The following is a 13,949-nucleotide window of genomic DNA, read 5'->3' on the forward strand; positions in this document are numbered from 1 at the left end:
GCTTACTTCAGTTTTGATAGTGAGTCAGTGGCTGCCGTGTTCAGGCGTGCACGCTCGGCGATTGAAGGGTCGTCGAACACGCAGACATCGCGCAGCTTACCAAAATCTGTAGAGAGACGGACTTTCACTCGATAAGAAAGACCGTCGGGCGAGTTATAGATGGCCAGAATCCTGCCCACAGAGATGCCTGGAGGGAAGATGGTAGAGAAACCACTGGTCTCTACCCAATAGCCTTTCTTGATGATGGCATGACGAGGCACATCTTCCAGATAGGCAATGGCAGGATCCGTACCGTCCCATACCAGATAACCGAAATAGTCGCTCTCGCGGATGGTGCAGCTGATGTGTGAATGGCGGTTCAATACAGGCAGTACCACAGAATAGTGGTCGTTGACCATATAGACAACACCCACTATGCCTTTACCACAGATTACACCCATATCGCGTTTAATGCCATCGGCACTGCCACGATCAATGGTTATCAAGTTGTCGGGATTGTTTATGGAATTGTCAACCACCTTGGCGGGAATCCATCTTACCTGGCTCAACACTTGTTTTTCGTCGGGCAAGAACATGGTGGTATCTCCTCGTAGTCTGGCATTCTCCTTTCTGAGTTCGTGCAGTTTTTCTTCCAAGTAGATGTTGCGCTGCGTCAATTGTTCGCTGCGCTGGGTTAGAGAGAAAAACTGCCAGAAGCTGGACTGCCATTCATATACTTTTCCTGCTATAGCATTCGACGAGGATACCCACATGCTACCCTGGTAGTTGTTGTATCCAAACAACATCACACCACTGACGATTTCCAATATGAGGAAAATCAGCCAGTGGTAGTATTTGATGATGAATGCGAGCAGGTTATTCACTATCGCATCAGGAACGAGAATCGGTCAACATTCTTAAGTGCAATACCTGCACCCTTAGCAACAGAGCGGAGAGGATCTTCAGGAACGTGGAACTGAATGTTCATCTTGTCCGTCAGACGCTGGTCAAGACCGCGCAGCAATGCGCCACCGCCGCTGAGGTAGATACCGTTCTTGACGATATCTGCATACAACTCGGGAGGTGTGCTCTCCAGTGCAGAGAGAACGGCATTCTCAATTTTGGCAATGGTCTTGTCCAAGCAGTGAGCAATCTCCTGATAGCATACGGGCACTTCCATAGGCAGTGCAGTGATACGGTTAGGACCGCGTACGATGTAGTCCTCGGGAGCCTCATCGCCAAGGTCGGTCAGTGCAGAACCTACGTGAATCTTGATACGCTCGGCCATGCGCTCAGAAACCTTGATGTTGTGCTGGCGAAGCATGTATTCCTGAATATCGGTAGTCAGATCGTCACCAGCCGTGCGAATGGAGTTGTTGGATACGATGCCACCCAGTGAGATGACGGCAATCTCGGTAGAACCACCACCGATGTCAACAATCATGTTTCCTTCGGGGGCTTCAACGTCAACGCCAATACCGATGGCTGCAGCCATGGGCTCGAAAATCAGATAGACATCGCGGCCGTTAGCATGCTCGGCAGAGTCGCGTACGGCACGCAACTCAACTTCGGTAGAACCAGAAGGAACGCCGATGACCATGCGAAGAGAAGGCGAGAAGAAATGATGTCCTGTGTGAACCATGTTGATGAGTCCACGCATCATTTGTTCGCAAGCAGAGAAGTCGGCAATCACGCCATCGCGCAAAGGACGGATGGTACGAATGCTATCGTGTGTCTTTTCGTACATCAACTTGGCCTTTTGTCCTACGGCAATCATCTTGTCCGTACGACGGTCGAGCGCTACGACAGAAGGCTCGTCTACCACAATCTTGTCATCACTGATGATAATTGTGTTTGCTGTGCCAAGGTCCATGGCCAGCTCTTGTCTAAAACTGAAAAAACCCATTAATGTTATTAATCAATTATTATTTTTCAAACCAGCTGTGGATGGCTGTGTCGTAATGACTGCTGACGCCGAAGGCACGTGTGGCAAACATCTTACGGTCCTCGATGTCGGTCTGAGCACCCTTCTTGTTCAGGATGTCGAGCAATACGCTGTACTCTGCCTTTGAGGGAACGATAACGACGTCCTTGAAGTTCTTGGCAGCTGCGCGGATCAGTGAGATACCGCCAATGTCAATCTTCTCGATGATGTCGGCTTCGCTAGCACCGCTTGCAACGGTCTGCTCGAAGGGATAGAGGTCAACAATGACCAGGTCAATCTCGGGAATCTCGTACTGAGCCATCTGCTCACGGTCGCCTTCGTTGTCGCGACGTGCCAGAATACCTCCGAATACTTTTGGATGTAATGTCTTTACGCGTCCACCCAGAATAGAAGGGTAGGTGGTAACATCTTCTACCTTCTGACAATTGTAACCCAGTTCTTCAATGAACTTCTGTGTGCCACCTGTTGACAGGAAGCTAACTCCCTCTGCATTAAGCTTTTTTAGCAACTCGTCGAGTCCGTCTTTGTGGAAAACCGAAATCAAGGCAGTCTTAATCTTTTTTACTTCAGCCATAGTATTTTTATGTGATATATTATAACGAGCTGCAAAGGTACAAAATAATTCGTAAAACGCGGGTCTTTCTTTTCAATAATTAACGGTGCTTACTCTTTTTTTTATTCAAAGTCAAGTGTTTAGCTTCTTGCGGAAGTAATCGATGATATAATCAAGTCCTTCGTCAAGCTTGACCTTGGGCTCCCAGCCAAGCTTTTCTTTGGCTAATGTGATGTCTGGACGGCGCATCTTTGGGTCGTCGCTGGGCAGGGGCTGGAAGACAATCTTGCTCTTGCCGCCAACCTTTTTCAGCACTTTCTCTGCCAGTTCCAGCATGGTAAATTCGCCTGGATTGCCCAAATTCACAGGGCCTAAGAACGAATCGTCGGTGGCCATGACTCTGATCATGCCTTCAATGAGGTCACTGACATATTGGAAAGAGCGTGTCTGCTGACCATCACCATAGATGGTAATGTCTTCTCCACGCAGCGCTTGAACCACGAAGTTGGAAACGACACGTCCGTCATTGGCGGCCATGCGGGGGCCGTAAGTGTTGAAGATGCGTATCACCTTTGACCTCACACCATGCAAACGGTGATAGTCAAAGAATAATGTTTCAGCACAACGCTTGCCTTCGTCATAACAAGAGCGTCGGCCTATTGGGTTCACGTTGCCCCAATAGCTTTCTGGCTGTGGGTGCACATTGGGATCACCATAGACTTCACTTGTTGACGATTGCAATATCTTGCAGTGCGTTCGGCGAGCCAGGCCAAGCATGTGGTAGGCGCCGAATACAGATGTCTTGGTCGTTTGTATTGGATCGTTTTGGTAGTAGATGGGGGATGCAGGACATGCTAGGTTGTAGATCTCGTCGACTTCTGCCCAATATGGATTAACGACATCGTGGCGTACTAATTCGAAGTTGGGCTTGCCAATCAGGTGCCACACGTTTTCTTTTGAACCAGAATAGAAGTTGTCTAGGCATATTACATCATTTCCTTCATTCACCAGACGTTCGCAGAGATGTGAGCCGATAAAGCCTGCACCTCCAGTAACTAGAATTTTCTTCATAGTTTAATAGAACATTATTATATTATAGTATTTTCGCCTACAAAGGTAAGAAAAAAATAGGTTATCACAAAGAAAAAAGCTAACGAAAATAAAATGCGATAATAATTTGTGTTTATAAACTTTTTTTTTGTACCTTTGCGCTCGAATTTTAATAATCAAACTATAAAAATTACAAAAACAGTTAAACAAAATGGTACACCAACACATAGGTACTCATCTCGTTGACGTGGCCAGAAGATGGCGACATGAACGTAAATATCACCCTGGTAATAAATGTAAGATAGCGGCAAAGATAGCCATCGTGGCTATCGTTACGCTGTTGCTTTGGTTTATGCCAGCCGACTGGTTCGGAATTGCGGGATTAACAGTTATACAGCAGCGCATTATTGCTATCTTTGCTTTTGCAACGCTGATGTGGATTTTAGAGATTGTTTCTTCGTGGGCAACATCTATTGCTATCATCGTGTTGATGCTGCTATTCTGCTCTGACAGTGGTATTGCGCCGCTGGTAAATCCAGACGAAGTTGGTAGTGTTCTCTCTCACAAAGGTGTGATGGCTTCGTTTGCCGATCCTATTATCATGCTGTTTATCGGTGGTTTCGTTTTGGCTATTGCTGCCACAAAGACTGGTCTCGATGCACAGCTGGCAAAAGTGCTGCTCCGTCCATTCGGCACACGTAGTGAGATGGTGCTTCTGGGTTTTCTGCTCATCACCGGTCTGTTCTCAATGTTCGTATCTAACACTGCTACGGCAGCTATGATGCTTACATTCCTTGCACCTGTATTCCATCAGCTTCCTCCCGAGGGTAAGGGCCGTATTGCACTTGCAATGTCTATTCCTGTAGCAGCCAACCTTGGTGGTATGGGTACACCTATTGGTACGCCTCCTAACTCTATTGCCCTGAAGTACCTTAACGATCCAGAGGGACTGAATTTGGGTCTTGGTTTCGGACAGTGGATGATGTTCATGTTCCCACTTGTTATGTTGCTGCTGTTCATCAGCTGGCGTCTGTTGCTTAAGTTCTTCCCATTCAGTCAGAAAACGGTAGAGCTGAAGATTGATGGTGGTATGCAGAAGGGATTCCATTCGTGGGTAGTCATCATTACATTCATTATTACTGTAGTTCTTTGGCTTTCTGACCGTTTTACCGGTATCAATGCCAACACAGTGGCCATGATTCCTTTCTGTATCTTCGCCCTCACAGGTGTTATCAATAAGCGCGACCTTGAACAGATCAACTGGAGCGTGATTTGGATGGTAGCCGGCGGTTTCGCACTTGGTTATGGTCTTAACTCGTCTGGTCTGGCAGCTAATGCCGTAGAGAGCATCCCCTTCGGTGAGTTCTCACCGCTGCTTATCCTGCTCATCGGTGGTGCTATCTGCTATCTGCTGTCTAACTTCATCTCAAACTCTGCTACAGCAGCTCTGCTGATGCCTATTCTGGCAATGGTCTGCGGTGCAATGGGCGACAAGCTTGCACCTATCGGAGGTACACCAACCGTTCTTATCGGTGTGGCTATCGCAGCCTCATCAGCAATGATTCTGCCTATCTCAACCCCACCAAATGCTCTTGCTTTTGCTACGGGCTATGTCAAGCAGAAGGAAATGTCGAAGATAGGTATCATCATGGGTGTCATTTCTATGGTATTGGGTTTCGGCTTGGTTTACATGATGGGTACACTTCATCTCATTTAATGAAGCAAGCTTTCGTATCGTAAGTCCTTAAAGAGATAAAATAAATAGCGACCTCACTTCGAAGATGAGGTCGCTATTCTTTTTGTTGTTATCTATGTGAAAGCTTAGAACAGCTTGTTGGGATATACACCATCGTCAACCAACTTCTTGATGCGTGCTACGGTAGCATCACGGTCGGCAGCATAAGTGACGCCAAACCATACGCTGGTGGTGTCGAGTACCTCGCAGGTAGCGGTGCCTTCGTTGATGAGTTTGTTGACCATCAGAGGGATGAAGAACTCAGCCTTCAGGTTCTCCATGTTCTTTGGATCGCTGAGGAATTCCTTGAAGTAAGCCTCAGAGTGCTCGAAGTAGTCGGGAGTGAAGCCCCACATGTTCATAGACACGGGTACGTTCTCGCCGAGTGCCACCCACTTGCCGTTCTCGTCCTTGTAGCGGATGGGCTGGTTGGCATCGCCAGCATTAGAACCGTCTTCTGCGCAACGAACAATCTCTGTGCGCTCAACAACGTCAGTCAGGTGACGCTTGTCGTTATAAGCACATACGCCACGAGCTACAGTACCATTCTCAGAAAGTGTGTTGCTCACGCGGAAGCCAACCATGGCATACTGGTTCTTGGCGCCCTCGGGCAGGTTGCTCAGGTATTTGCCAATCTGCATGAAAGCATCACGGCCATAGAAGTCGTCGCAGTTGATAACGCAGAAAGGCTCCTTGATAACGTCCTTACCCATCAACACTGCGTGGTTGGTACCCCAAGGCTTTACGCGTCCTTCGGGTACTTTGAAACCTTCGGGCAGTGCGTCGAGGGCCTGGAAACAAAGTTCGCAAGGTACCTGTCCTTCATATTTAGCCAGAATCTGTGTGCGGAACTGCTCTTCGAAATCTTTACGGATGACCCATACGATTTTGCCGAATCCAGCCTGGATGGCATCGTAGATACTATAGTCCATGATAGTCTCACCATTGGGGCCCAGACCATCGAGCTGCTTCAGGCCACCGTAGCGGCTGCCCATGCCAGCAGCGAGCAAGAATAAAGTTGGCTTCATTGTTTCTTTTCTTTTTATAAAGTTGGAATTTTTAATGCTGCAAAGGTACTATTTATTGTTGAAGTAACCAAATGATTTTTTGGAAAAGTGTCATATGCGTCTCTGTCTCACGCCTTTAGAATGGGTATCCAATGGCAAAATGCAGTGAGTGCATGTCCTTGAAACGTGGGATGTTGAAATAGCCCCCTTTCGATGTCTCGTAGGGCACGTGCAAACCGAATCCCCAGTCAATGCGTACCACCAGGAAGTCCAGGTCATAGCGTAAGCCCAGACCTGTGCCTGTGGCCAGTTGCTTCAGCAGGTTCTTCGCCTCGAATTTCGTCTCGCTGGTAGCCTTGTTCCATGTCTCAATGAATGATTCTTCCTCACTGGTTGTGGCAGCGCTTTTGTCAAGACTGTAGTCCGAACTGCTCCACACGTTGCCGGCGTCCAGGAAGACAGCGCCATAGAGGCTGCCGAACAGTTGACAACGGTATTCCAGGTTCATGACCAGTTTCGTATTACCGTTCTGCAGTAAGTATGACATCTGCTTGTTGACATTACCTCCAAAGCCACCAGGACCGATGCTGCGCACCGTGAAAGCACGGATGCTGTTAGCACCGCCCACGTAGAAGCGCTCGCTGAAAGGAGCTTCGTTCGAATTGCCAAAGCACCACATGTGGCCAGCGTTCAGATGACCCACCAACTGTGATTTGTTGTCTATCTTCCATGTCTTGGTCAGGTCTGTCTCTATTTTGACATACTGTGAATATGGATTTTTGAAGAGCTTTTTCCCCTTCTCGTTCCAGCTATGCCCTTTTACCAGCACGTCATAAAGAGCCACCGCATTACCTGATTCCTCGACGACGGTTTCCCAATGCACTGGTGAACGGTGCTTTTTCGACGACCCTTGATAGATGTGCGTATAGCGCATCTTCGGGATGAAGTAGTCATCCATCGAGGTCATCAAGTACGGATTCTGGCTCAGCATGTCGTCGAATCGCTGGGTACGCGTGTTGATAAACTGATATTTCAGTGTCAGGGGCGAGAACTCATGTCGGGTGCTCTCTCTCTTCTGCCATCGATAGGTCCATTCGCCGCTGACGATGTGCATCTTGTAGTAGTCAGGACGGTTCACAATGTCGGTAGAAATCTTGGCGATGGTCCATGGTGTGGCAAAGAAGCGGCGAGGGCGCTTGAAACGTCCGTTCTTGTCGCGCTTCAGTCGTTCGCTGACAAATGGCGCCACAATGCGTGGAAACTCGACCGAGGCATCGGCACCATATTGATACGTGTTCATGTTGCTTTCCTGCGAACTTGTCTGCCATTCATACGAGCCATGCACGTTGATGTCTAGCTTTTCTCCGCCACGGAAGGCGTTTCTTCTCACAATACCAGCTTTTATGCCAGGTCCCATGCGCCCGATGGTGCGGTTGACGAAGTTACCTTCCACGTACACATCCCATGGCTGGTCGAAAGTGCAGTTCAATGTCATGTCCAGCGTGTCGCGGTCGCGCGGTGCAAACTGAAGATCCACCGACGAGAAAACACCTGTGGCATTCAACTTCTGCACCGTTTGTATGTAGTCGTCGTAACTGAAAGCCTTGCGCGAACGCAGTTTCATGTCGCGGAAGATGACGCGCGGTCTGATGGGTGCATGCTTCTTGTCGCCGCCCCAAAACACCTTCAGAAAACTACGTCCTATGCTGTCTGTCATCTCCTCGCGGAAAGATTTCTTAAGGTTCACCCTCACATTACCCACATACCAAGGGCGCAGGGCCTGTTGTGGCAGCGAGTCGGCCAGCTGCAGACGCAGCTTCGCACGGTTCGCGATGTCAAAAGTGTCTGCCAGATACGAGGCATATCCCGGTTGGTAGTAATAGTAGCCATTGTTTCTAAACAGCTGACTCAGTCTGCTTCTCTCGCCATCGAGTGATGCCACCGAGAAAGGCGAGCCCTTCACAATCTTTGCCTCGCTTTTAGTCGAGTCGATAAGTGCTTGCATTCCTTTCGGAAAGTTGACGTATTGCAGCGTGTCTATCGTGTAGAGCGTGTCGAGCACCACGGTGTAGCCAATTTCCATCTTCTTCCTGTTGCGCTGAGGCACCTCCTGATAATAGACGTCGCCATGCATGAAGCCGTTCTTTCTCAACACCGAACGAGCCACCGAGGCGCGCAGAGCCGGGTTCACCTGGCTCATCAATACCGGTGCCTTGCCAAACGATTTGTTCAGCCACTGTTTGAATTTTCCACTAGAGCCATGTGCGTAGTTGTATATCCACAGTCTGTAGGGGAACGGCGTGCGGTAGTAGCTCGAGCCAAACAGCGCACCGTTAGGCGCTGTGGCCAAGGCCGCTTCTATCTCCTCTTGTGTCTCGATGAAGTAGTCATCGTCCACATAGTTCTTATATTCAATCTTTGTGAGTCCTGTGAACAGTTTGTCGTCCTCAGGTACCATTTTCGTGGTGGAGCAAGCACCGGCAAGCACCATCAACAGTAAGCATGCTATATAGTTATTTCTTCTTTTCATATGGTTGTGGTGTCTTGATGCTGTCGTTGCTCTCTTTGCGTGGCAACAGCGAGTCCAGTTTGCGTTTCCAGATATAGCCACCGCCATATTCACCGGTGTAACCCTCTAGCCAGTCGTAGATGTTCTGATTGTAGAACAGCTTCACATACTGGTTGGATGTCGGCGTCAGTCGGTATTCCATGGACACGTTGTCAAAGAACGACTGGTTCTGGCCATTCTGCTGTGCCTCGCTTCCCGAAGAAACCTTTCCGCCAATCTGCACTTTCAGACGGTTGTTCCAGAATCGCTTTGCAAACTTAAACGAGTAGTCTGTGTGCATCTGTCCCGTGGCATCTGTGCTGTTGTCCAGACCAACGCTCAGGTCAACGGTCTTTAGGGCGTTGCCCGTGATGTTGTTGATCTCACTTTCCAGGAACGAGCTCAGTGCCGAGTTCATCGAGAAACCGCTGGTGTTTCCGTCGGCCAGATACATGCCTGTGGTCAGCATGGTGACTGCCAGCTTGCCGCGCTGTTCGGGCGTCATGGCCTGCAGTTCGCTGGAGATGCTCATGTCTTCAGGTGCGTTGATGATGAATTGCAGTCCCATGTTGTTCAGTGTCTGTGTGATCACTACGCCGCAGTCGAACAGCACACTTCTCGACGCCTGTCCCTCGCTGCCCACACTGGCACGGTTGCGCTCTGTTGCTGTGATGTTCAGCGTGGGGTTCATGGCATCGCCGGTGAATTCCACGTAGCTACCGTCTTGTATGGTGAAGGTCTTCAGCGGTATGACTGGCAGCGAGTATTTCATCTCGCCGCTAGTCAGTGTGTATCTGCCGTTCAGCGTCAGGCTCTCTGTGTTGTTGAATCGCATGCGCAGGTCGCCGCCGCCAAACAGATCCACATAGTTGCTGAGGTCTGCGTTGAGGCCGCACTTTACGTGTGCACCCGGGTCAATGCTGATGCGCAGGTCCATGTCCATGCCCTCGGGAGCCGGACGCTCAATGACCATCTGCGTGGAATCGCTGAAGTCGGTGAACTTCACCAGCTCGTCCAACTGGTTGTCTGTGGATAGTGGAGAGTCTAATAATAAATAGGTGAGGTCTGTGGTGCCCAGCACGTCGAGCTTGCCCAGCACCTTCAGACGGTCTATCGGACCACGCATCACGGCAAAGAAGTTCACGAAAGCCTTGCCGAAAGCCAGTGACTTGGCGGTCTGTTTAGCGTTGATAAGCTGATAGTTTGTGGCCCTCATGCGCACATCCATGCTCATGTTGTCCATGTCGCCAAAGTCGATGAAACCCTGGATGTTCAGCGGGTTGTCGTTGTAGGCATACATGGTGAAGTTCTCCAGCAGCAGTTTCGAGTCCTGTATCAGCACAGGGTCGTTGTCGAATCGCAGACGAATGCCGTAGGGGATGCTGATCAGGTAGGCCGAGTCGAGCATCACCTCACCGTCCATGTCGAGTTTATCCAGTGAGCCGTTCACGCTGATATCTCCTTCGGCATATCCCTCCAGACCAATCAGCTGGTCGGGTATGAATCCGTTGATGAGCGACAGTGGCGCATGCATCAGCGACAGGTTGGCATCCAACTGCTCTTTTCCACCCGTCTCCTTCTTGTTGCGGTAGTTACCCTTCAACTGGGCCACCTCTCGGCCGTTCTGCATCATGGTGCCTTCCACGGCATGCGTCTGGTCCTCACGTTGCAGATACACAAACTCCGTGGCGATGGTGCCCATCGGACTTCCTTCGTAGGTCATCTGTTTCACCTGCATGTCGCTGGCCACAGAGATCTGTCGTTGCTGGTCCATCATCAGGTGATAGTCGCCATCCAGCTGACCGGTGATGCGTGGTACGTAGGGTAGGGCTGCCGTGAGCTGTGCCAGGTTGATGTGGTGCAGACTGACGGTCAGGTCCTGCAGCAGTGTGGAGTCCTGACTCTCCGAATAGACCTTGATACCTGTTCCGTCGTCGGCTAGCAGGTCCACCTTTGCCTGCAGCTTGAAGTCGTTGCGCAGGAACAGGAAGTTATCTTTGTTCAGTGCAAACTCCTTGTAGCCGATGGTCGGGCGGCTAGGCATCAGTGTGAAGCGCAGACCGTCGCTCTCCATCTCTACCTTCGTGCCCAGTCGCAGGCCCATGTCGCCATTACTGTCGTAAAAGCGCACGCCCAGGCTCAGACCGTGCTCCTGCAGCAGTCCGTCGGCTGTGGCGGTGAAGACAAACTGCGGGTTGCGGCGGTTGTTGGCCACTCGGCTTTGGAAGGTCAGTCCGTGGTCGCTGTCTTTCAGCGTCACCATGATGGTGTCTATGCGGGTAGAGTCGGCATTCAGTCCGTAGATATGTGCCTGTCCGTTGATGCCATGCTCGGCAGAGGTGGTCAGGTCGATGCCCAGGTCTTTGAAATCAATGTTTTGCGACACGCGCAGAATATCGGCGAAGGGATTCTCGCGGCCACTGCTCACGTACAGGCGCATCGTGGGCAACAGGCGTTTGATGGCCTGCTGGTCTATCGCCCTGCGATTGTTCAGCTCCATGATGGTGTCGCCGAGTATGGTCAGCTTGTCTATCAGCTTCTCGTAGTTGCCGCTGGCATCAAACTTCACGATGAGGTTGCCGTTCTGCAGTCGGGCATAGGTGGTGTCGGGTTGTGCGCTGATCAGCACACCCAGGTTTTCCGGATGGAACGTGTTGGCCGAGTCGCGCAGGTAGATATCGCTGAACAGTCCGCTCAGCTTATGACTCTGCTTCAGGTCACTGTTCACGTTGAAGTTGCCCGCCAGTCCTATCTGCAGTGGCTCTTCCATGATGCCCAGCGCGTAGAGGTCCAGCAGGTTCAGTTGGGTGCTAACGCCCAGTTGCGAGATAGCCTCTTTCTGTCCGATGCGTGCATCCAGACAGATGTCGCCATCGAACACGCGGTTTCTGCCGTTCACCTCCAGTTGACCGTGACCGTTCTTCAGGTGTCCCATCAGCAGGATGCTGTCCAAGTGTAGCTTGCCGTATTGCAACTTGCTGATCTCGCCCTCGGCATCCATCCACGACTTGCGGTTCTGGAAGTCCAGTCCCTGTCCTTTGGCAAAGAACATAGCACTCAGGTCGTAGAGCGAGTCTTTGGGCAAGAAGGCATGCAGGTCCAGTCGATGTATGTCAATGTCGGCCTGATAAGCCTCAGTATTCTGGTTAAACTGCAGGTCGGCCATCATGCTGCGTTCCCCCGGCCATTGCTGTGCAAACAGGTGCGCATTGTATTGCGGACCGTTGATGTCGGCATCGCCGTTCAGTGTCAGTCCACCTGGGATGCGTATGTTGTTTGGCAGACCGAACATCGGTGTAAGGAAGCCCATGTTGAAGGTCTCGGCCCTCAGGTCGAGCTGTGCCAACAGCTTGTCGGTGTCCATCAGGTTGCCCACTTTTCCGTTGGCTTCCAGGCGGAATGCCGTTGGCAACTCAGCCACCAGCTCGTGTATCTCCGCCTCTTTCATGTTGCCATCCATGCGTCCTCTCAGTGTCAGGGGCATAGCAGGCCAGTGGCGCACCATCGTGGCGTCCAGGTCGGGCGCAAACACCAGCATATCTTTCATGGCCAGATGTGCCAGCATGTCGATGTGCATCTGTCCGGGGTTGACAGAGTCGGCTATGTTGAAGTCCACATCCACGTTGCCGCTGATGTCCGACTGCGGTGTGCAGAGCCTTAGCGAAGCCAGTTTCGCATTCGTGTCGCTCACGCTGACGGCGCCGTGCAGTTCGGTGATTTCCAGTCCGCCTTGCTCCTTCAGGGCCGCCTGTCTGACAATCAGTTTGGTCAGCGGGCTTTTGAAGGCAATCGAGTCGATGCTCACGTTGATGTCGGTCAGTGCTATATGACTGTAGTCCATGCCCCTTTGCTGGCGCGGTTCGTAGGGCAGGTCATAGTAGGCCCGGCCGTTTTTCCAGTCGAAATGACCTATTCTGTAGTCCTCTTTGCCCAGGTCGATGTCGCCATCCAGCATGTTTGCCTCGCCGATATAGCCACCCACGAGCATCGAGTCGCCAGGCATGTGCAGAGCCACCTGCGTGTTTCTCACGGCCAGCTTCTCTATGCCGATGCGCCATAGCAGCGGTTCAGACTCTGTGGTATCTACGGCAGCCGTGTCGCTCATCAGTATCGTCACGTTGGCATCGTCCAGCGCGATGGTGCTCAGGTCCACTTTGCCGGCCAGTAGGTGTATCTTGCTGGGCTCCAGTTGCAGTCGGCCCATCGCGCCCTTAACCTGGATGTCGGGTATCAGGCTCAGCGTGTTCACCTTGGCCTCGCTGATGCTTAGCTCGTCCACCACCACGTTGCCCACCAGCAGTGGCAACAGTCTGACGTCTATCACCACGCGCTTGATGTCGGCTATGGTGTCGGCTGTCTCGCTTTTCACCACCACGCCATCCACACCCAGATCCAGCGGGAAGTCCAGGTCCACATGTTCCACGGAAATATCGTAGCCCGTCTGCTCAGAAGCCACACGCGCCACCTGCTGTACCATCCAGTTTTGTACGGGTGGTACATATAACAAAATAAAGAGCAAAAGAAACAATAAAACCGGAATGAGGATCACTATCCCTATCCGTTTAACCGTTTTACTCATATTATACATATTTATAACGAGTGCAAAAGTAAATGTTTTTTTCGATATACACAAGTATTACAGACCCTTTTTATTGAGGTAATAGGAAGTATATGTCCATTTTTGTCTCTCAATACTTGCTGTTTTGCTCCCCAATACTTACCAAGCAGCATCCTTGTTTCGCCACTCTTGTCATCTCATACTTCCCCTTTTGCTCCGATTCTAGAGTCTAGATCTCATGATTCCAGACTCTAGAACCGTTCAATCTAAACTCTAGATCCGCCCCATCTAGACTCTAGAATCCCCGAATCCAGACTCTAGATCAGCATCAAAACTAAAGGAATTGCAGCGCAATACTGGCACTATTAGAAATCAAAACGCCTCATATTGCTGATGAAAAGTGCCCCTCCTAATTGCTAGTAGCTCAGATTTCCTCCCCTTTGGGGAGGTTAGGAGGGGGTCTGGTACGAAAAAAGCCCGATTAAATCGGGCTTCTGTAGTTGCGGAGGCAGGACTCGCGCTCGGCCCTTTGGGACGCTTCGCTCTGCGAAGAACTGCGACCGGGAGCATGTGA

At 50.7% G+C, this 13,949-nt stretch carries 8 protein-coding genes; 1 reads left to right on the plus strand and 7 read right to left on the minus strand.

Annotation, left to right across the window (positions count from 1 at the left end; genetic code table 11):
* Nucleotides 1-2: 2 nt before the first annotated feature.
* From mreC to T433_RS0104675, 4 genes are all read right to left on the minus strand, one after another.
* Nucleotides 3-863: a rod shape-determining protein MreC gene (gene mreC / locus T433_RS0104660; protein ID WP_027455040.1), complete on the minus strand. Its 861-nt coding sequence runs from the start codon at nucleotides 861-863 to the stop codon at nucleotides 3-5.
* On the minus strand, nucleotides 863-1,885 hold the full coding sequence (locus T433_RS0104665) for a rod shape-determining protein (protein WP_027449880.1): 1,023 nt from the start codon (nucleotides 1,883-1,885) through the stop codon (nucleotides 863-865). Before T433_RS0104665 ends, mreC begins: the two co-directional genes overlap by 1 nt.
* A gap of 19 nt (nucleotides 1,886-1,904) precedes the next feature.
* Nucleotides 1,905-2,498 (minus strand): IMP cyclohydrolase, encoded by a 594-nt coding sequence (locus T433_RS0104670; protein ID WP_027449879.1) that lies wholly within the window; start codon nucleotides 2,496-2,498, stop codon nucleotides 1,905-1,907.
* Nucleotides 2,499-2,609: 111 nt separating this feature from the next.
* Nucleotides 2,610-3,548: a UDP-glucuronic acid decarboxylase family protein gene (locus T433_RS0104675; protein WP_027449878.1), complete on the minus strand. Its 939-nt coding sequence runs from the start codon at nucleotides 3,546-3,548 to the stop codon at nucleotides 2,610-2,612.
* Between the two features lie 190 nt (nucleotides 3,549-3,738).
* Between T433_RS0104675 and T433_RS0104680 the strand changes: the two genes are divergently transcribed.
* Nucleotides 3,739-5,244, plus strand: a complete 1,506-nt coding sequence (locus tag T433_RS0104680) for an SLC13 family permease (RefSeq protein WP_081778365.1) — start codon at nucleotides 3,739-3,741, stop codon at nucleotides 5,242-5,244.
* Nucleotides 5,245-5,348: 104 nt separating this feature from the next.
* Here T433_RS0104680 and T433_RS0104685 read toward each other — a convergent pair whose 3' ends face one another.
* The 3 genes from T433_RS0104685 to T433_RS0104695 all read right to left on the minus strand — a co-directional run bounded on the left by T433_RS0104685 (nucleotide 5,349) and on the right by T433_RS0104695 (nucleotide 13,324).
* Nucleotides 5,349-6,290 (minus strand): nucleotidyltransferase family protein, encoded by a 942-nt coding sequence (locus T433_RS0104685; RefSeq protein ID WP_027449876.1) that lies wholly within the window; start codon nucleotides 6,288-6,290, stop codon nucleotides 5,349-5,351.
* Between the two features lie 115 nt (nucleotides 6,291-6,405).
* Nucleotides 6,406-8,799: a translocation and assembly module lipoprotein TamL gene (tamL, locus tag T433_RS0104690; RefSeq protein WP_027455042.1), complete on the minus strand. Its 2,394-nt coding sequence runs from the start codon at nucleotides 8,797-8,799 to the stop codon at nucleotides 6,406-6,408.
* Nucleotides 8,783-13,324: a translocation/assembly module TamB domain-containing protein gene (locus T433_RS0104695; protein ID WP_162164171.1), complete on the minus strand. Its 4,542-nt coding sequence runs from the start codon at nucleotides 13,322-13,324 to the stop codon at nucleotides 8,783-8,785. The genes tamL and T433_RS0104695 overlap by 17 nt, the downstream gene beginning before the upstream one ends.
* Nucleotides 13,325-13,949 lie beyond the last annotated feature (625 nt).

It is taken from the genome of Xylanibacter brevis ATCC 19188 (assembly GCF_000621725.1).
In the GTDB taxonomy this organism is placed as follows: Bacteria; Bacteroidota; Bacteroidia; order Bacteroidales; family Bacteroidaceae; genus Prevotella; species Prevotella brevis.

Bases quoted from the DNA above. Each gene is read 5' to 3' on its own strand.
- tamL (WP_027455042.1), bottom strand. From the start codon at position 8,799: ATGAAAAGAAGAAATAACTATATAGCATGCTTACTGTTGATGGTGCTT.
- T433_RS0104680 (WP_081778365.1), top strand. From the start codon at position 3,739: ATGGTACACCAACACATAGGTACTCATCTCGTTGACGTGGCCAGAAGA.
- T433_RS0104665 (WP_027449880.1), bottom strand. From the start codon at position 1,885: ATGGGTTTTTTCAGTTTTAGACAAGAGCTGGCCATGGACCTTGGCACA.
- T433_RS0104675 (WP_027449878.1), bottom strand. From the start codon at position 3,548: ATGAAGAAAATTCTAGTTACTGGAGGTGCAGGCTTTATCGGCTCACAT.
- T433_RS0104685 (WP_027449876.1), bottom strand. From the start codon at position 6,290: ATGAAGCCAACTTTATTCTTGCTCGCTGCTGGCATGGGCAGCCGCTAC.
- T433_RS0104670 (WP_027449879.1), bottom strand. From the start codon at position 2,498: ATGGCTGAAGTAAAAAAGATTAAGACTGCCTTGATTTCGGTTTTCCAC.